17 protein-coding genes are annotated in these 17,170 nt (G+C 63.3%); 4 read left to right on the top strand and 13 right to left on the bottom strand.

The window, feature by feature from the left end; genetic code table 11:
• The first annotated feature begins 31 nt into the window (after positions 1-31).
• Entirely contained in the window at positions 32-1,327 is a 1,296-nt protein-coding gene (locus NKH21_RS08155; RefSeq protein ID WP_352864024.1) for an amidase, read from the top strand.
• Between the two features lie 14 nt (positions 1,328-1,341).
• Here the strand turns inward: NKH21_RS08155 and NKH21_RS08150 are convergent, their stop codons facing one another.
• From NKH21_RS08150 to NKH21_RS08130, 5 genes are read right to left on the bottom strand one after another with little or no spacing between them, the layout of a single operon-like run.
• Positions 1,342-1,725 carry a DUF6748 domain-containing protein gene (locus tag NKH21_RS08150; RefSeq protein WP_352864022.1) on the bottom strand — a complete coding sequence of 128 codons (384 nt, stop codon included), beginning with the start codon at positions 1,723-1,725 and terminating at the stop codon, positions 1,342-1,344.
• Positions 1,726-1,768: 43 nt separating this feature from the next.
• On the bottom strand, positions 1,769-2,749 hold the full coding sequence (locus tag NKH21_RS08145; RefSeq protein ID WP_352864020.1) for a hydroxyacid dehydrogenase: 981 nt from the start codon (positions 2,747-2,749) through the stop codon (positions 1,769-1,771).
• Position 2,750: 1 nt separating this feature from the next.
• Positions 2,751-3,467, bottom strand: coding sequence for a FadR/GntR family transcriptional regulator (locus tag NKH21_RS08140; RefSeq protein ID WP_292661187.1), 717 nt, complete (start codon positions 3,465-3,467; stop codon positions 2,751-2,753).
• Between the two features lies 1 nt (position 3,468).
• Positions 3,469-4,638, bottom strand: coding sequence for a mandelate racemase/muconate lactonizing enzyme family protein (locus NKH21_RS08135; protein WP_352864018.1), 1,170 nt, complete (start codon positions 4,636-4,638; stop codon positions 3,469-3,471).
• Positions 4,639-4,692: 54 nt separating this feature from the next.
• Positions 4,693-5,580: a sugar phosphate isomerase/epimerase family protein gene (locus NKH21_RS08130; RefSeq protein ID WP_023675190.1), complete on the bottom strand. Its 888-nt coding sequence runs from the start codon at positions 5,578-5,580 to the stop codon at positions 4,693-4,695.
• Positions 5,581-5,972: 392 nt separating this feature from the next.
• Between NKH21_RS08130 and NKH21_RS08125 the strand changes: the two genes are divergently transcribed.
• The 3 genes from NKH21_RS08125 (at position 5,973) to NKH21_RS08115 (ending at position 9,444) form a co-directional block, all read left to right on the top strand.
• Positions 5,973-7,028 carry a sugar phosphate isomerase/epimerase family protein gene (locus NKH21_RS08125; RefSeq protein ID WP_292661180.1) on the top strand — a complete coding sequence of 352 codons (1,056 nt, stop codon included), beginning with the start codon at positions 5,973-5,975 and terminating at the stop codon, positions 7,026-7,028.
• Positions 7,029-7,183: 155 nt separating this feature from the next.
• Positions 7,184-8,371: a Gfo/Idh/MocA family protein gene (locus NKH21_RS08120; RefSeq protein ID WP_352864015.1), complete on the top strand. Its 1,188-nt coding sequence runs from the start codon at positions 7,184-7,186 to the stop codon at positions 8,369-8,371.
• A 221-nt stretch (positions 8,372-8,592) separates the two neighbouring features.
• The gene (locus NKH21_RS08115; RefSeq protein WP_352864013.1) at positions 8,593-9,444 is read left to right on the top strand and encodes a sugar phosphate isomerase/epimerase family protein; all 852 of its coding nucleotides are present in this window, start codon (positions 8,593-8,595) and stop codon (positions 9,442-9,444) included.
• A gap of 24 nt (positions 9,445-9,468) precedes the next feature.
• Here NKH21_RS08115 and phnE (NKH21_RS08110) read toward each other — a convergent pair whose 3' ends face one another.
• From phnE (NKH21_RS08110) to NKH21_RS08075, 8 genes are all read right to left on the bottom strand, one after another.
• Entirely contained in the window at positions 9,469-10,836 is a 1,368-nt protein-coding gene (phnE, locus tag NKH21_RS08110; RefSeq protein ID WP_352864011.1) for a phosphonate ABC transporter, permease protein PhnE, read from the bottom strand.
• Positions 10,837-10,928: 92 nt separating this feature from the next.
• Positions 10,929-11,885 carry a phosphonate ABC transporter, permease protein PhnE gene (gene phnE / locus NKH21_RS08105; RefSeq protein WP_352864009.1) on the bottom strand — a complete coding sequence of 319 codons (957 nt, stop codon included), beginning with the start codon at positions 11,883-11,885 and terminating at the stop codon, positions 10,929-10,931.
• Between the two features lie 166 nt (positions 11,886-12,051).
• On the bottom strand, positions 12,052-12,960 hold the full coding sequence (gene phnD, locus NKH21_RS08100) for a phosphonate ABC transporter substrate-binding protein (RefSeq protein ID WP_352668732.1): 909 nt from the start codon (positions 12,958-12,960) through the stop codon (positions 12,052-12,054).
• Between the two features lie 90 nt (positions 12,961-13,050).
• Positions 13,051-13,899 (bottom strand): phosphonate ABC transporter ATP-binding protein, encoded by an 849-nt coding sequence (gene phnC / locus NKH21_RS08095; protein ID WP_352668730.1) that lies wholly within the window; start codon positions 13,897-13,899, stop codon positions 13,051-13,053.
• Positions 13,900-14,130: 231 nt separating this feature from the next.
• Positions 14,131-14,748 carry a DapH/DapD/GlmU-related protein gene (locus NKH21_RS08090; protein WP_352864007.1) on the bottom strand — a complete coding sequence of 206 codons (618 nt, stop codon included), beginning with the start codon at positions 14,746-14,748 and terminating at the stop codon, positions 14,131-14,133.
• On the bottom strand, positions 14,745-15,452 hold the full coding sequence (gene phnL, locus NKH21_RS08085) for a phosphonate C-P lyase system protein PhnL (RefSeq protein ID WP_352864005.1): 708 nt from the start codon (positions 15,450-15,452) through the stop codon (positions 14,745-14,747). Before phnL ends, NKH21_RS08090 begins: the two co-directional genes overlap by 4 nt.
• A gap of 2 nt (positions 15,453-15,454) precedes the next feature.
• Positions 15,455-16,231 carry a phosphonate C-P lyase system protein PhnK gene (gene phnK / locus NKH21_RS08080; protein ID WP_065009749.1) on the bottom strand — a complete coding sequence of 259 codons (777 nt, stop codon included), beginning with the start codon at positions 16,229-16,231 and terminating at the stop codon, positions 15,455-15,457.
• On the bottom strand, positions 16,228-17,127 hold the full coding sequence (locus tag NKH21_RS08075) for an alpha-D-ribose 1-methylphosphonate 5-phosphate C-P-lyase PhnJ (protein ID WP_292665040.1): 900 nt from the start codon (positions 17,125-17,127) through the stop codon (positions 16,228-16,230). Before NKH21_RS08075 ends, phnK begins: the two co-directional genes overlap by 4 nt.
• Positions 17,128-17,170 lie beyond the last annotated feature (43 nt).

Genomic DNA, 17,170 nt, shown 5'->3' with positions numbered 1-17,170 from the left:
GTTGCAAGCGTGCGGAGTCCGACACCGAAAAATGCAATCAGCCCGTGATAGCCTCGAAGCAATTCTTTCGCGTCTTGCCGCTCGCGTCGACGATGAAAGCGTTTTCGTAAAGCTCTACCCGGAAGCCGCACGGGCGGCGGCCGACGCCGCCGATGCGCGGCGAAAAGCCGGCGTCACGCTCGGGGCGCTCGATGGGGCGATCGTCTCGATCAAGGATCTGTTCGATGTCGCCGGCGAGCCGACCACGGCGGGCTCGCTGCTGCTCGTCAACGCAGCGCCGGCGCTGCGGGATGCCATTGTCGTGCGACGGCTGCGCCAGGCCGGTGCGATCATCCTCGGCAAGACCAACATGACCGAGTTCGCCTTCACTGCGATCGGCGTCAATCCACATTACGGCACGCCCGGCAATGCAAGTGATGCCAGCCGTATTCCGGGCGGCTCCTCCTCAGGCGCCGGCGTTTCGGTGGGCGAAGGCACCAGCCAAATCTCCATCGGTTCCGATACCGGTGGTTCGGTGCGCATTCCGGCATCGCTGAATGGCGTCGTCGGTTTCAAGCCGACCGCACGGCGCGTGCCGCTTGCGGGTGCGTTTCCGCTGTCGGCCACGCTGGACTCGATCGGTCCGCTGGCCCGCACCGTCGCCGAATGTGCGGCGGCCGATGCGGTGATGTCGGCCGAAAACCTGGCGGCACTGTTGCCGCTGCCACTGGACGGCCTGCGCGTCGGTATTGCGCGCGGCTTGCTGTTCGATGATACGCAGGAAGAGGTCGCGACGACGTTCGACCGGTGTCTGCGTAAGATGGAGCTTAGCGGCGCACGGCTTGTGGAGCTGTCGATCGACGACCTGCTTGCGGATCTGCGCGCGGCAACCAAGCGCGCCTCGATCGCGGCGATGGAAGGGGCGGAGATCCATGCCGACTGGCTGGCGACCGGAGCGGCGACGCCGGTCGACCCGCGGGTAAGCGGACCATTGTCGCGCGCCGCCGCCATTCCGGCCACGGTCTATATCAGGGCAATGCGCTGCCGCACGGCGCTGGCCGCCGCAATGGATGACCGACTGGCGTCGGTCGACGTGCTGGCCCTGCCGACCACGCCGGTGACGGCGCCGACGATCGTCTCTATGACCGACGACGAGGCTCTGTGGAACAGGACGGAAGGCCTTCTGCTGCGCAACACGCAGGTCGCCAACCAGTTCGATCTGTCAGCCATCTCGCTGCCGATGCCGGGAATGACGCGCCCGGCCGGGCTGATGCTGGTGGCGCGCAATGGCCATGACCACCACCTGCTGCGCATCGCAACAGGGATCGAGGCGCTGCTTGCAAATTGATCCGATAGCGCGTGTCAACGCGACGAGCAGTGGCCGCGTTCGCTGTCCTTGGCGGCGCGTTCGATGCTGGTGGCAACCAGCCAAGGCAGGGTGTACCGCTTGCCGTTGAAGGTCCGGGTGCGGTTCTCGATCGATCCGACAACAACGACCTTGCCGGCATAGAGCTTGTCCGAAAGGTCGAGGGCCTTGTCTTGCTGCGGCAGGCGATCGATGTCGATTGAAACGCCTTTGATGAGCTTACCAGTAGCGAGGTCGAGTACGCTGTTCGATGGACAGGGTGCCGCCACGCACCGTATGCCGTTGTCGCAGAACACGTAGCTGCCCTGTCCGTTGGCAAAGGCATGCGCCGTCGCCATGCAGAAGCCGGCTGTCAGCAGGAATTTTGTGACGTTTACCATGGCCGGCACCATCGCCGGCGAGTTCGGGAAAATTGAGGCGCTCTCAGAGATCGACAGGGAACCGCCGCCGGTAGTGCTCGACCACTTCGGGGTTGCGTAGATTGACCGGTAATCTGTTAGCCAGCACCAGCAAAGCTTCGCCAGCCGCGCCGACGCCCATGCGCATCATCGACTGCTCGGTGATCCCGGCCATGTGCGGGGTGACGATGATGTTGTCGAAGCCGAAATAAGGATGGTTGGGCGGCAGCGGTTGTGTTGCAAAAACATCGAGCGCAGCGCCGCCGATGCGGCCCTTCTGCAAGGCCTCGATCAGCGCGTCGTCATCGATCACCGGCCCGCGCGAAACATTGATCAGCAGCGCATCCGGCTTCATCCGGTCAATGCGCTCGCGGCTGATCAGCCCCCGTGTTTCGGGCGTCAGCGGGCAGCACAGAACGATGACGTCGCTCTGCTCGATGAGTGCATCGATCGACAGGAAGCCGACCCTGTCCGGCGCCGGCCGCATGCTGCGCGTCGTCGCCACCACATTCAGATCGAACCCATGGGCGGCGATGTGGCCAACAGCCTGACCGATCGCGCCGAGGCCGACAATGCCGATCGTCTTGCCCGCTAGCTCGCTGGCCACCACCGTGTGCTCGCGGCCCGCCAGCCAGCCCTTCGCACGCAAGTCGCGGTCCAACACACGAAAGCGCCTAAGCAGCGCCAGCGCCGCGAACATCACATATTCGGCGACGGATCGCGCGTTCACCCCCGGTACGTTCGCCACCAGCACGCCGGCCGCATTGGCCGCTTCCATCGGTACCATGTCGAGCCCGGCGCCGTGGCGGATCGCGGCCCTGAGCTTCTTCGCGCCTTCGAAAAGCGCCGCAGGCAAGGGAGCGCGAACGATGATGACATCGGCGTCCCTTGCCTCGGCGGCAAGCGTGGCCGCATCGAGGGCGGAAGCAACGACGAGTTCGCCGGCCCCCGTCAGCATGGAAGCGGCACGAGGGTGCAGTCTGTGTGTCGACAGGATCTTGGGCATTTCAGGCCTTTTCGAGCGCTGGGCTTTCCGGTTCAGCCCCACGCCCCTCGATCAGCCCTTTCCAGTAGCTTTCCGCGCCTTGCAGGTGGGCGCTCATCAGCGCCTGGGCGAGATTGCCGTCGCGGCGCAGCAGCGCCTCGTAGATCTGGATATGCTCGGCATGGGAGCGCACGCTGCGTTCGGGATCGTTGAAATAGATCGGCAGGCGCAGCTCACCCATCATGTAGTAGACGCTGCAGATATTGTGGAAGACGCTGTTCTTGGTCGCCCGCACGATCTCGAGGTGGAACTCGCGGTCTTCCCTGGCAAGGCCTTCACCGGCGGCGATGCGATCCTCAGAGGCCTTCAGGATCTCGCGCAGCCGCTCGAAATTCTCCTCGGTGGCGCGTGAACAGGCAAGTTCGGCGGCCTTGATCTCGTGGATCTTGCGCAACTCGACCGTCTCGTAGATCTGGACGGGATCGAGCGGCAGGCCCGCGCGGGCGAACAGCGCCATCGCCTCGACGCTCGCCTGCTTCGTATCGATGTAGATGCCGGATTTCGCCCGTCGCTCGACGATGCGCATGGCCTCGAGAATGGCCAGCGCCTCGCGGATCTGGCCGCGGCTGACGCTGAAATGCTCTGCCAGTTCGCGCTCCGACGGCGTGCGGCCCGTCTCCTTGTCCGAATGGGAGAACAGATAGGCGGCGAGTTCCGCGAGAAGGTTCTTTTCTTTCATGTCAGCCGTGTTGCGCGTGCGCCTCCAGGAACCGCTCCGAAATGGTGAATCCCAGCCCGGGTCTATCAGGGATCGCTACCATACCGTCCGTTGCTTCGACAGTCTCTTCGATCAGATCGTGGATCATCGGGTTAGCGCCGAGCGAATATTCGACGGTGAAGCTCGCCGGCGAAGCAGCGCAGACATGCAGCCCGGCAAAGAAGCAGGGCGCGCCGGCCCAAAGATGCGGCGCAAAGCGCAGATTGAAGGCGCTGGCGATGGTGCCGATCTTCATCGCCTCGCTGATGCCACCGCAAAAGGCCGGATCCGGCTGGAAGATATCGGCGGATTTGAGTACGGCGAGGTCGCGGAAGGCATAGCGCGTCGCCTCGCTTTCGCCGGTGGCGATCGGTATCGAGCCGCAGGCACGCACCTCGGCCATGCCGGGCTTGTCGTCGGCGATCACCGGCTCCTCGAACCAAGCGAGATCGAGGTCGCCGGCGAGGTGGATGAAGCGCTTGGCTTCGGCCACCGTGTAGGTGCCGTGCGCGTCGACCATCAGGTCGATATCGGGACCGAGCGCCTGTCTTGCGGCGCGGACGCGAGCCGCCGAGATATGTGGGGCGCCGTCCATGGCGCCGACGCGCATCTTCAGCGCCTTGAAGCCGCCCTTGGCGATGTAGGACTGCAGCTGGTCGCCGATGGCTTCCGCAGTGGCCCAGCCCCCGGAAGCATAGGCCGGCATGCGGTCCAGCTTGCGGCCGCCGAGCAGCCGCCAGACCGGAACGCCGAGCGATTTGCCAAGTATGTCCCACAATGCGATGTCGACGGCGCTGATGGCGGCGATGCTCATGCCCCGTCGTGCCAATTGCGGCATGGCATGGCCGGCGCGAGCGGCGCTGTCGTGGCGCGTACCATTATAGAGCATCTCCCATATGACGCCGATGTCGGCCGGGTCGCGGCCGACCAACTGCGGGCCGACCTCGTAGTTCAGCAAATGGACGAGAGCGCCGTAGCTGCCGGCGCTGCCGGCGGCATTCTTGCCTTCGCCCCAGCCGACCAGACCGTCGTCGGTTTCAATGCGCAGGATGGCGGCGTCGAACGTCGCCACCTGACCGAAGTCACTGCGATGCTGCTTCGCGACTTCGATCGGTATGCGAACCCACCAGGCTTGGACCGTCTTGATGCGCATGTTCATCCTCGGCCCGGCCGCGGTGAGGCGGAAGGGCTTTTCCAAACGGCTCGGCTACTTGATCAGCGGCAGCAGCGTTTCCGCATTGATGCGCATCTGGTCGGTGTAGAATTTTTCCGTGAGCACGCTGGAGCCGTGGTCCTGAATGAATTTCAGCTGCTCCGGCGAGATGTCGACGGGGTTGCGTTCGACCATGTCGGGATAGGGGGCAGCCGGCGTGCGGTCGACGGGGGCGACGAATTCATTGGTCAGCGCGCCGTCATAGCCGATCTCCTTCAGCGTGCCGACGATCTTCGGCCAGTCGATCTGCCCGAGGCCGGCGGCGAAGCGGTTGTTGTCGGCGACATGGAAGTCGTACAGGCGCTTACCGACCTGCCGGATGGCGTCGTAGACGTTAAATTCTTCCATGTGGATGTGGTAGGCGTCGAGGCAGACGCCGCATTCGGGGCTGACCGCATCGGCCAGCGCCAGTGCCTGGGCGCCGCGGTTGAACAGATAAGTCTCGAAGCGGTTGAGCGGCTCGACCGCGATCTTGACGCCGACCTTCTTGGCGTGGGTGAAGCATTCCCGGGTGGCGTCGACCACCCATTTCCATTCCTCTTCCTCGGTGCCGTCGGGCACGACCTTGCCGACGGTGGCCGGAACCAGCGTGATGATCTCGCCGTCGAGCTCGCTGACCATGGTCAGCACGTCCTTGACATATTGCACCGAGCGCTCACGCTGGCCCTGATCCTTGGCGGCGAGATTGCGCTCGCCCAGCATCAGCGTCACCGCTCCCCAGCAGCGAATGCCGTACTCGTTCAACAGTGCGCGCGTCTCCTTGGGCTTGTACTGTTCGGGTTCGCCGGAGATCTCGATCGACTCGTAGCCGAATTTCTTGATGCGCTTGAGCGTCGTTTCCAGCGGCTCCGCCCGCATCCAATTGTGCGTCGAAAGATGCATAGTCTATCCTTCCCAGAATCGCCTGTACCAGTTCGCCTGCGGCGCACTCTGCCGAAGCGTGCCGCATGATTCCTCCCCAAGGCGTCCCAGCATTTTTGTCGAACTGGTTCGACCAATTGGGCCTGATGGGAGGTCTACAGTAATTTCATCTGGACGGCAAGAAGTGCTGCCACAAAGCGTTTGTTCCTAGCTAGACCATTGATTATGCTTAAACATGTGGCCCAACTCGGCATGGTTGCAGGACTGCGGCAGCGCGTCAAATGGCTTGACCAGATTTCGGCATTTGGTAATACCAGAATAGCGGCGCTGAGCGCGCTGTGCAAAGAGACCAAAGACGCTGGCCCTGTTTTCAATCGGCGCTATGCTTGGTCGTGAAACATAGGGAGATGCCGATGCCGACGACGATGAAGGGGCCTGGTCTGTTCCTGGCGCAATTTGCGGGCGACGCCGCGCCGTTCAATTCGCTGGCCTCGATCACCAAATGGGCGGCTGGTCTGGGCTACAAGGGCGTGCAGATCCCGACATGGGACGCTCGACTATTCGATCTCGAGAAGGCAGCCTCCTCCAAGGCTTATTGCGACGAGGTGAAGGGCATCTGCGCCGATGCCGGCGTCGAAATCACCGAACTGTCGACGCATCTGCAGGGGCAACTGGTGGCGGTGCATCCCGCCTATGATGCGCAGTTCGACGGCTTCGCGCCGGCTGCGGTGCACAACAATCCAAAAGCCAGGCAGCAATGGGCGGTCGAACAGATGAAGTTCGCCGCCAAGGCGTCGAAGAATCTCGGACTCAAGGCGTCGGTGTCGTTTTGCGGCGCCCTGGCCTTCCCATACCTCTACCCCTGGCCGCAGCGGCCGGCGGGATTGATCGAGGAAGCGTTTGCCGAACTCGGCAAACGCTGGAAGCCGATCCTCGACGTCTATGACGAGAACGGCGTCGATGTCGGCTACGAAATCCATCCGGGCGAGGACGTGTTCGACGGCGCGACATTCGAGATGTTCCTCGACGCGGTCGGCGGCCATAAGCGCTGCAACATCAACTACGACCCGTCGCACTTCCTGCTGCAGCAGCTCGATTATCTCGAATTCATCGACATCTACCACGAGCGGATCAAGGCGTTCCACGTCAAGGATGCCGAGTTCAATCCGACCGGGCGGCAAGGCGTCTATTCCGGCTACCAGAGCTGGACCAACCGCGCAGGGCGTTTCCGCTCGCTCGGAGACGGGCAGGTGGATTTCGGCGGCATCTTCTCCAAGCTCACCCAATACAATTACGACTCATGGGCGGTGCTGGAATGGGAATGCTGCCTGAAGCACCCGGAGGATGGTGCTGCCGAAGGCGCCCCCTTCATCCAGCACCACATCATCAGGGTGACGGAAAAAGCATTCGACGATTTCGCCGGCGGCACGACCGATAAAAAGGTGCTGCGCGGCATGATGGGGATCTAGCACAGATATCCCTCCCCCTCGAGGGGAGGGTGGCCCGGAGGGCCGGGTGGGGTCGGTCCATGGCGAACTTCATGGCCGGCAACCCCACCCCGACGCTACGCGTCGACCCTCCCCTCGAGGGGGAGGGGTATCTCAGAATAACGAGGGAGAACATCATGGTTGGTGCATCGAAGGCGGAAACCGGGGGCGGTCCGATCCGCTACGGCATGGTTGGCGGCGGACAAGGCGCCTTTATCGGTGCGGTGCACCGCATCGCGGCGCGCATGGATAACGAGTTCGTGCTGGTCGCCGGCGCGTTGTCGTCGAATCCGGAGCGCGCCAAGGCCTCGGCGGCCGAGCTTGGGCTCGATCCGGCACGCAGCTACGGCTCCTATGCCGAGATGGCCAAGGCCGAGGCCAAGCGGCCGGACGGCATCGAGGTGGTGGCCATCGTCACGCCGAACAATGTGCACGTGCCGGCCGCCAAGGCTTTTCTCGAGGCCGGCATCCACGTCATCTGCGACAAGCCGCTGGCGACGACGCTGGCCGAGGCAAAGAAGCTGGCGGCGCTGGTCGAAAAGACCGGCAAGGTGTTCGTGCTGACGCATAACTACACCGCCTATCCGATGGTGCGGCAGGCACGCGAGATGGTGGCCAAGGGACAGCTCGGCGATATCCGCATCGTGCAGTCGGAATATCCGCAGGACTGGCTGACCGAAGATCTGGCCGCCACCGGCCAGAAGCAGGCTGCGTGGCGCTCAGACCCCAAGCAGGCCGGCGCCGGCGGTGCGCTGGGCGATATCGGCACACATGCCTATAACCTCGCCCGTTTCGTCTCCGGGCTGGAGCTCGATTCGCTGTCGGCCGATCTCGATGCCTTCGTGCCGGGGCGGCTGCTCGACGACAACATCAATGTGCTGCTGCGCTTCAAGCCGGTCGGCGGGTCGCACCCGGCCAAGGGCATGATCTGGGCAAGCCAGGTGGCGCCCGGCCACGAGAACGGGCTGAAATTGCGCATCTACGGCTCGAAGGGCGGGCTCGAATGGGTGCAGGCCGACCCGAACTATCTCTGGTACACGCCGTTCGGCCAGCCGAAGCAATTGATTACCCGAAATGGCGCTGGCGCACTTCCCGTCGCCGGTCGGGTCAGCCGCGTTCCGCCAGGGCATCCGGAAGGCTATCTCGAAGGTTTCGCCAATATCTATCAGGAGGCCGCACGGGCTATTCGTGCGGCGCGCCGGAAGGGCGGCAAGCCGGCTAAGGATGTCGTCTTCCCGACCGTGCAGGACGGCGTCGAGGGCATGGCCTTCATCGAGGCCTGCGTGAAGTCGTCGAAGAAGAATGGGGCGTGGACGAAACTTTAATCACTGCGTCCGGTTAACGGGAAGCCCCCCTCACCCGGATTGCCAGCCGCAGGGCAATTCGGGGCATTCGGACCTCTACCCGAGGGGAGAGGAGATCGCCAGCGTTGGCGTCCGCCTCTTCTCCCCAGCGGGGAGAAGGTGGCCGCGAAGCGGCCGGATGAGGGGGCTTGTGGCGAAGTCGCCGGAGGAGCAAGCCCGGCCGTCAAAGGGGAGGGGCGTCGATGAAAATCGGCATGTGCATGTTGTTGTGGACGACCAGTGTCTCGAAAAAACACGAGCCGTTGTTGAGGGACATCAAGGCGACCGGCTTCGACGGCGTCGAGATACCGGTCTTCTCCGGCACGCCGGACGACTACAGGAAACTCGGCGAGCTGCTCGATCGTATCGGCCTGGAACGCACCGCCGTTTCTGCCATGGGCGATCCGGCGATGAATTTGATCTCGGCCGACGCCTCGACGCGCAAGGTCGGTATCGACTACATGAAATCGGCGATCGACTGCGCTCAGGCGCTTGGCGCGAACACGTTGAGCGGCCCATTGCATTCGACACTCGGGGGCTTCTCCGGCAGCGGGCCGACGGCGGCCGAAAAAAAACGTTCGATCGCCTCGCAACGCGCCGTTGGCGACCATGCCGGCAACAAGGGTGTCACCATCGGGCTGGAAGCGCTCAACCGCTTCGAATGCTATCTGCTCAACACGATGGACGATTTGTCGGAGCATATCGACGCGATCGACCGGCCGCACATCAAGGCGATGTACGACACCTTCCACGCCAACATCGAAGAGGCCGACCCGATCGGCGCCTATACGCGCAACCGCAAGAACATCGTCCATATCCATATTTCGGAGAACGATCGTGGCGTGCCGGGCCGCGGCCACGTCCCCTGGAAGGAGACGTTCTCCGCCATCCGCAAGAGCGGCTACGACGATTGGCTGACGATCGAGGCGTTCGGCCGCTCGCTGAAGGATCTGGCCGCGGCCACCAAGGTGTGGCGCGACTTTTCCGAAGGCCCGGAAGCCGTCTACCGCGACGGCTACAAGCATATCAGGAATGGATGGAGGAAGGCGCCCTAACCGCACGCCGGCGCAACGGCCTCGTTAGCCCTGGCCGGCATGGATCCGGTTGTAGTCGTGGATCGTCCTGCTCAAGCGGCGGCGCAGGAAATTGGAAATGTTGTCGAAGATGAAAACGACGAGCAGGACCAAGAGCACCATGTAGAAGACATTGGCCCAGTTGGAATTGGTGCGCATCGCCTCCCAGAGCTTCAGGCCGATGCCACCGGCTCCGACGGCGCCGATGATCGTCGCGCCCCTGGTGTTGGATTCCCACTGATAGAGTGTCTGGCTGATGAAGACCGGGATCACCTCCGGCAGCACGCCATAGCGCTGCACCAGCAAGCCGTTGGCGCCCGTCGACTGGATGCCCTCGCGTGGCTTGTCGTCGATGTTCTCGAGGCCTTCCGAATAGACTTTGCCGAGCGTGCCGATCTCGGTGAAGAAAATCGCGGCGCTGCCGGCAAGCGGGCCCGGGCCGAAGGCGCGGGTGAAGAACAGCGCCCAGATCAGCATGTCGACCGAACGCATGAAATCGAAGAACCGCTTTAGCACTTGGCTGAGCATGCCGCTTGGGGTGATGTTGCGGGCGGCGAAGAAGGCGAGCGGGAAGGCAACGATGCCGCCGAGCAAGGTGCCGAGAAATGCCATGACGATGGTCTGGAACAGCTTCGTCCAGACGTCGCCATGCTGCCATTGGGCGTTGTTCCAGATATTGTCGGCGGCCAGCGCAATGTTCGATGTGCCCGGCTTGAGCTGGGGCCCGGACATGAGCAACGAGACCACCTCGCTGGGCGACTTGCCGAAAAAGGGCGAGCGTGTGTCGAAGACGAAATTCGCCCAGCCGAGGAAGCGCTTGCGGACCTTGACGCGATCGACGGTTATCCGGACCTCGCCGGCAAAGCCCATTCTGGCGACGATCTCATCGTCGTGCGCGGTGATCCACTCGGGCACAGGGCCGGATATTACGGGTTTGCCGCTGGTCAACGACACCGGCACCGCCTGGCCATTGGCGACCAGCGTCGCCTCGGCCTTGTCGAAGGTGACGGATTTGGCTCGGCCGTCGATCAGGATGGTGTAGGAGCCGTTGGCATTGGTGATGACCCAATCGGGATGCGGGTCTTCGCCGAGCGCCGAAAAACGCGGGTATCTGGGTGTGATCTGAGGCTGGTCGAGGCGGAATTCCGGCTGCAGATCGTAGCTGATCCATTGCGTCAGGAAGAGCGGCAGGCGCTCCCAGTGCGATTCCCTCAGAACTTGCGGCAGGCTGAAGAACCACAAGGCGTAGAGGAGGTAGAGCAGGATGCCGGTGAACAGGACCAGCGGGCCGAAGCGTTTGTACAGGGGCCGCCGGAACACTTGGGGAAAGCGCTCCTCGATCGCCTGAATCTCATCGGCGGTCATCGTGGCCATGGGCAGTCTTCGTGTTGATTTGCCATGATCTTTTCCAAAAACCGGAATCCACCCTCTGGCCAGGCCCGAGGGCATGCTTTTTGGGATCATGGTCAGGCGCCCATCATGAATGCCTGCTCGCCGACGAGCTTGCGGCGTAGCCAGGCAGAGAACTGGTCGACGAGGAAGATCGTCGTGAACAGCAGCAGCACCAGTGCAAGCGTTTTGGCGCCGAAGCCGCGCGAGATGGAGAGCTTCAGTTCCTCGCCGATGCCGCCACCGCCGACCGCGCCGATGATGGTCGAGATGCGGACATTGATCTCGATCCTGAGCAGAGTGTAGGACATGAAATTCGGCAGCACCTGTGGCAGGCCGGCGAAGCGCACGCGCTCGAACCAGTTCGCGCCGACAGCGCGCAGGCCTTCTTCGGCGCGCATGTCGATGTTTTCGTTGATCTCGTAGAAGAGCTTGCCGAGGGCGCCGATCGAATGCAGGCCGATGGCGATGATGGCTGCGACCGGGCCGGTCGAGAGGATGGCTGCGAACAGGCCGGCAATGACGATCTCCGGGAAGGCGCGAAGCAGTTCCATGAAGCGCTTGACGACGAGCCTGAGCACCGGACTGGGGGTCAAATTGCGGGCCGCGATGAAGGAAAAGGGCACCGCAAAGACAAAGCCGATGAAAGTGGAAACCAGCGCCACGTTAAGCGTGGTGAGCATCAGCTCGAAATATTCGGGTAGATAAAAGCCGCCCCAGAGATAGACGCGGCCAAGCGGGAAGTTGAACTCCTGGCTGCCCTTGTCGTGCGGCGATGCGATGTCGAACAGCGCCCGCCAAACGTCGTTCCAGTCCTTGGGAACAAGCCAGCTAAGGAAATCCAGTATGTGCGGCAGCCGATCGAAGAAATGTCCGGCATTGGCCTCGTCGGCGAACCACATGGCTGTGCACATGGCGACAAGCAGCAAGCCGATGCCGAGCGCCGTGTAGAACCGGCGCAAGGACTTCTGGCGTCGCCAGGCGTCTGCTGCCTGCCGGACCGCGTCTGAACGAATTGTAGAGGCGAAGGTCATACGGGGTCACGAGCGGACACGCAAAAAGGGCGGCGACCGCATCGGCCCGAAAGTCGAAGTTCGACTTTCGGAAAGCACGATGCGGCATCTAAGTGTTAGAGCGTACTTTGTGCGTCCAAGTGGACGCACGTAGCTCTAATGGACGCCGCCCTTTCCGCAATTGTCGTCAGCCGCCGATCGCGGCTTTGCGGGCTTCGACGATGACGCTGTAGAAGTCCGGCTTCACCGGAACGTAGCCGGTGAAATCGCCGCCTTCGATGGCCTCGAAGCAAGGCTTGTCCTTGGCCGGCAGGCTGGTGAAGAAGTTGGCGAGCTTGGCGCTCATATCGCCGCCGAGCGCGGTGCGCACGACCAGCGGGCCATTCGGGATCAAGCCGGAGCGCCAGACTTCGACAAAATCGTTGGGGTCGACGGCGCCCTTGGCGACTTCCTTGTGGAAGGTGCCGGAGGTGTAGCCGTTCTTGAAGTCGCCGATGCCCGAGGAATCGTCAACCGCAACATCGACCTTGCCGTCGCGGACGGCGAGGAGGTTGTTCTCGTGGCCGCCATTGAACTCGGTCGAGGCGAAGAAGGTCTCGTTCGAAGCGCCCGTGTCCTTCGGGATCTGGGTCAGCGGGATCAGGTAGCCGGAGGTCGAATCCGGGTCGGCATAGCCGAGCTTCTTGCCCTTTGCCGACTTGATGTCGGTGATGCCGGACGACTTCAGCGCCAGGCCGATCGAATAATAGCCGGTCGCGCCGTCGGTCTGCTGGGTGGTGAGGATCGGGGTCACGGCGTTCGGATCCTTGAGGTAGACGCTGGCATAGCCCGACGCGCCAAGCTCGGCGAAATCGAGGGTGCCGCCGAGCAGGCCCTGGATCACGCCGTCATAGTCGGCGGCCGGGAACAGCGAGACCTTTTCGAAGCCGAATTCGGACTTCATGTGATCGGCGAGGCACTGAAAGTTGCGCAGCCGGTCCGCTTCGTTTTCACCACCAAGGATGCCGATGCGGAATTCCTTGATATCCTGGGCGTGAGCGGCGCTTGCCGCGATGGCGAGCAATGAAACGGCGCCAAAAACCATCTTCCTGAACATTATCTCACTCCTGTTGGTCCCGGCCTCGCGCCGGTAGCGTTCGAGTTTTTTGACAGGTGCCTTTGACGCGGGCGGGCGATCAGGCCGTTCTCAGTAACCAGGAAACGCTGGCTCGAGCGGTCCGGCGGATGCAGCGATTTTCTGTTTGATGGCGACACTGGTCGAGGTGATGGCCTCGGAGATCTCGCCGCCATTGCCGTCGGCGCCGTAGACCGTGCGCACCGCCTCGCGGTTGAGGGCTTCGGGCGGGCCGTCGAAGACGACCTTGCCGGCGGCCATGCCGATGATGCGGTTGCAATAGGTGCGCGCCGTGTCGAGCGTGTGCAGATTGGTGATGACGGTGATGCCTTCGCGCAAATTGATGTCCTGCAGCGAATCCATCACCACCTTGGCGTTGAGCGGATCGAGTGAAGCGATCGGCTCATCGGCCAGCAGCACCTTCGGCTGCTGCATCATGGCGCGCGCAATCGCAACGCGCTGCTGCTGGCCGCCGGAAAGTGTGCCGGCAGGCTGCAGCGCGGTGCGGGCAATGTCGAGGCGCTCGAGGGCGGCAACAGCCTCGGCGCATTCGCCGCGGGAAAACATGCCGAACAGGTTGGACAGCGTCGAGCGGTGGTTGAGCCGGCCGAGCAGCACATTGGTCAGCACGTCGAGGCGCGGCACCAGATTGAACTGCTGGAAGATCATGGCGCAGTCGCGCTGCCATCGCCGGAGCGGCGAGCCGCGCAACCCGGAGACCTCGACGCCGTCGAACAGGATGGATCCCTGGCTGGGATCGATGAGGCGGTTGATCATGCGCAGAAGCGTCGATTTGCCAGCCCCGGAGCGGCCGATGATGCCGACCATCTGGCCCTGCGGGATCGCGATGTGAACATTGCTGACGGCGGTGTTCTTGCCGAACCGGCGGGTGACGCCGCGGATTTCGAGCGTAGCTGACATGGTGCAGGCTCCAGTCCAATCGCAATTGAAGGTCTGTTAGCCCTCGCTAGCGCAGCCACGTGAACCTGCGGTGTCGGAACGATGTCAGTTTTGTTAACGTCCACAAGCTGGAGCGGCGCGACCAATCGAGCGCGTGAATGGTGAAATGGTGAATAGTGAATGGGGCAGCGGACAAGCCTCGAAACTTGCCCGCTGCCCCCATTCTATTCACCAGTCACCATTTCACGACCCTCAGCCGCCATATTTCTCCAGGAAAGCCTCCGCCGACAGTTCCCGAAAATCGTCGAGCGTGGCGCGCAGCCTTGCGTGGTTCCAGTCCCACCAGGCCAGCGCCTGGTAGCGCTCCGCGGTACGGCGGTCGAAGCGTTCGCGGATCAGCTTGGCCGGTACGCCGCCGACGATGGTGTAGGGCGCGACGTCTTTCGACACTACCGCTCCGGCGCCGACCGCCGCGCCGTCGCCGACGATGACGCCAGGCAGGATGGTCGAGCCATGGCCGAGCCAGGTGTCATGACCGATAGTGACGCGTTTGGCGCGGCGCTGGGCGAAGAATTCGTTCTCGTGCTCGGCGTCGTCCCAATAATCCGAGGCGCGATAGGTGAAATGGTGCAGCGTCGGCCGCCAGGTCGGGTGGTTGGTGGCGTTGATGCGCACACTGGCGGCGATGTTGGCGAATTTGCCGATCGTCGCGCACCAGACGCCGCAGTCCTGCATCATGTAGGAATAGTCGCCGAGTGTGCTTTCGGAAACCCGGCAGCGCTCGGCGATTTCGGTCCAGCGGCCAAGCGTCGAGTTCTCGACTTCCGCCGTCTCGTGGATCAGCGGCGCCTCCGACAGTTTCCTGGTCATGCGGCGATTTTCCCGGCGGCGAAGGCGGTCACGTCGATGACGCGGTCGGCGACCGCCTCACGCACGTCGTGGTCGTGGAAGATGCCGAGCAAAGCAACGCCCGCCGCCTTCCTGGCGGCGATCAGGGAAATCACCACGTCCCGGTTTTTCGCGTCGAGCGAGGCGGTCGGCTCATCGAGCAGCAGGATCGGATGCTCGGTGATGAAACCGCGCGCGATGTTGACGCGCTGCTGTTCGCCGCCGGAGAAGGTTGCCGGCGGCAGCGCCCACAGTTTTTCCGGCAGGTTCAGCTGCGCCAGCAAGGCGCGTGCCTTGCCGCGCGCGACCTCGCGCTCCTCGCCGCGCTCGACCAGCGGTTCGGCGACGACATCGAGCGCCGAAACGCGTGGCACTGTGCGCAGGAACTGGCTGACATAGCCGATGGTGAGCCGGCGCACCGCAAGCACGGTGCGCGGGCTGGCCGTGGCGAGATCGATGAGCCCACCCTCATGCTGGACGATGATCTGGCCTTCATCGACGGCATAATTGCCGTAGAGCATTTTCAGGATCGAGCTCTTGCCGGCGCCGGACGGGCCGCCGAGCACGGCGCATTCGCCGGCCCTGATCGCGAACGAGACACCGGCGACCACCGGCAGTTTGATGCCGTCGCGCAGATGCATGGTGAAGCTCTTGGCGACATCGGAGACAACGAGCGGGGTTGCCATCTTCACACCTGCAGAATGGAAGAAACAAGAAGCTGGGTGTAGGGCGCGCGCGGATCGTCGAGGACGCGGTCGGTGAGGCCGCTTTCGACGACGCGGCCGTCCTTCATCACCATCATGCGCTGCGACAACAGCCGCGCCACGGCGAGATCGTGGGTGACGACGATGGCAGCGAGGCCGAGATCGGTGACAAGGCCGCGCAGCAGGTCGAGCAGGCGCGCCTGCACCGAAACATCGAGGCCGCCGGTCGGCTCGTCCATGAACACCAGCCGCGGCCCGGTAACGAGATTGCGGGCGATCTGCAGGCGCTGGCGCATGCCGCCGGAAAAGGCGCGAGGCTCGTCGTCGATGCGGTCTTCGTCGATCTCGACGCGCGACAGCCAGTCGACGGCCGTGGCGCGGATTTTTCCATAGTGGCGGTCGCCGACCGCCATCAGCCGTTCGCCGACATTGGCGCCGGCCGACACCGTCATGCGCAACCCGTCGGCGGGGTTCTGGTGGACGAAGCCCCAGTCGGTGCGCATCAGGAAGCGGCGCTCGGCCTCGCTCATGCGGTAAAGCTCACGGAACTGGCCGTCGCGCATGCGGTAGCTGGCGGTTCCTGAAGAGGGCAGCAACCGCGTCGACAGGCAGTTGAGCAAAGTTGTCTTGCCGGAACCGGATTCGCCGACCACCGCCAGCACTTCGCCCGGCCAGAGGTCAAAGGTGACGTTCTCGCAGCCGACCCGCGAGCCGTAGAATTTGGACAGCGCCGAAACGCGCAGCAGCGGTTCGTCGGTCATTGCGCCGGCTCCGTTTTTTCCTGGGCAAGGGGGGTCTCGGGCGCAAGGTGGCCGCGATGGCCTTCGGCCCGCCGCTTCTCGCAATGATCCGTGTCGGAGCAGACGAACATGTGGCCGCCATGGTCGTCGAGGATGACTTCGTCGAGATAGACGTTCTCGGCCGCGCACAGCGCGCAGGGCTGGTCGAAGGTCTGCACCTCGAACGGATGATCCTCGAAGTCGAGGCTGACGACGTCGGTGAAGGGCGGCAGTGCATAGATGCGCTTTTCGCGGCCCGCGCCGAACAATTGCAAAGCCGGCGAACGGTGCATCTTCGGATTGTCGAATTTCGGTGTCGGCGACGGATCCATCACATAGCGGCCCTCCACCTTGACCGGATAGGCATAGGTGGTGGCGATGCGGCCGTGCCTGGCGATGTCCTCGTAGAGCTTCACATGCATGAGGCCATATTCCTCCAGCGCATGCATTTTGCGCGTCTCCGTTTCGCGCGGCTCGAGGAAGCGCAGCGGCTCGGGGATCGGCACCTGGTAGACCAGCACCTGGCCTGCACTCAGCGGATACTCGGGGATGCGGTGACGCGTCTGGATGATCGTCGCCTTCGCCGTCTCGGTGGTGACCGCGACATTGGCGACCTTCTTGAAGAAAGCGCGGATCGAAACCGCATTGGTGGTGTCGTCGGCGCCCTGGTCGATGACCTTGAGCACATCGTCCGGGCCGATGATCGAAGCCGTGACCTGCACGCCGCCGGTGCCCCAGCCATAGGGCATCGGCATTTCGCGCGACGCGAACGGCACCTGATAGCCAGGGATGGCGATGCCCTTGAGGATGGCGCGGCGGATCATCCGCTTGGTCTGTTCGTCGAGATAGGCGAAGTTGTAGGTGGCGATGTCGGTCATGGCGATCGCTTCCGCTCTGTGCTACCGAATTGAGTTCCAAGAC

This window comes from Mesorhizobium sp. M1329 (assembly GCF_040318035.1).
Taxonomy (GTDB): domain Bacteria; phylum Pseudomonadota; class Alphaproteobacteria; order Rhizobiales; family Rhizobiaceae; genus Mesorhizobium.
Note: the sequence above shows the minus strand (reverse complement) of the source record. Positions and strands in the feature narration are given on the sequence as shown.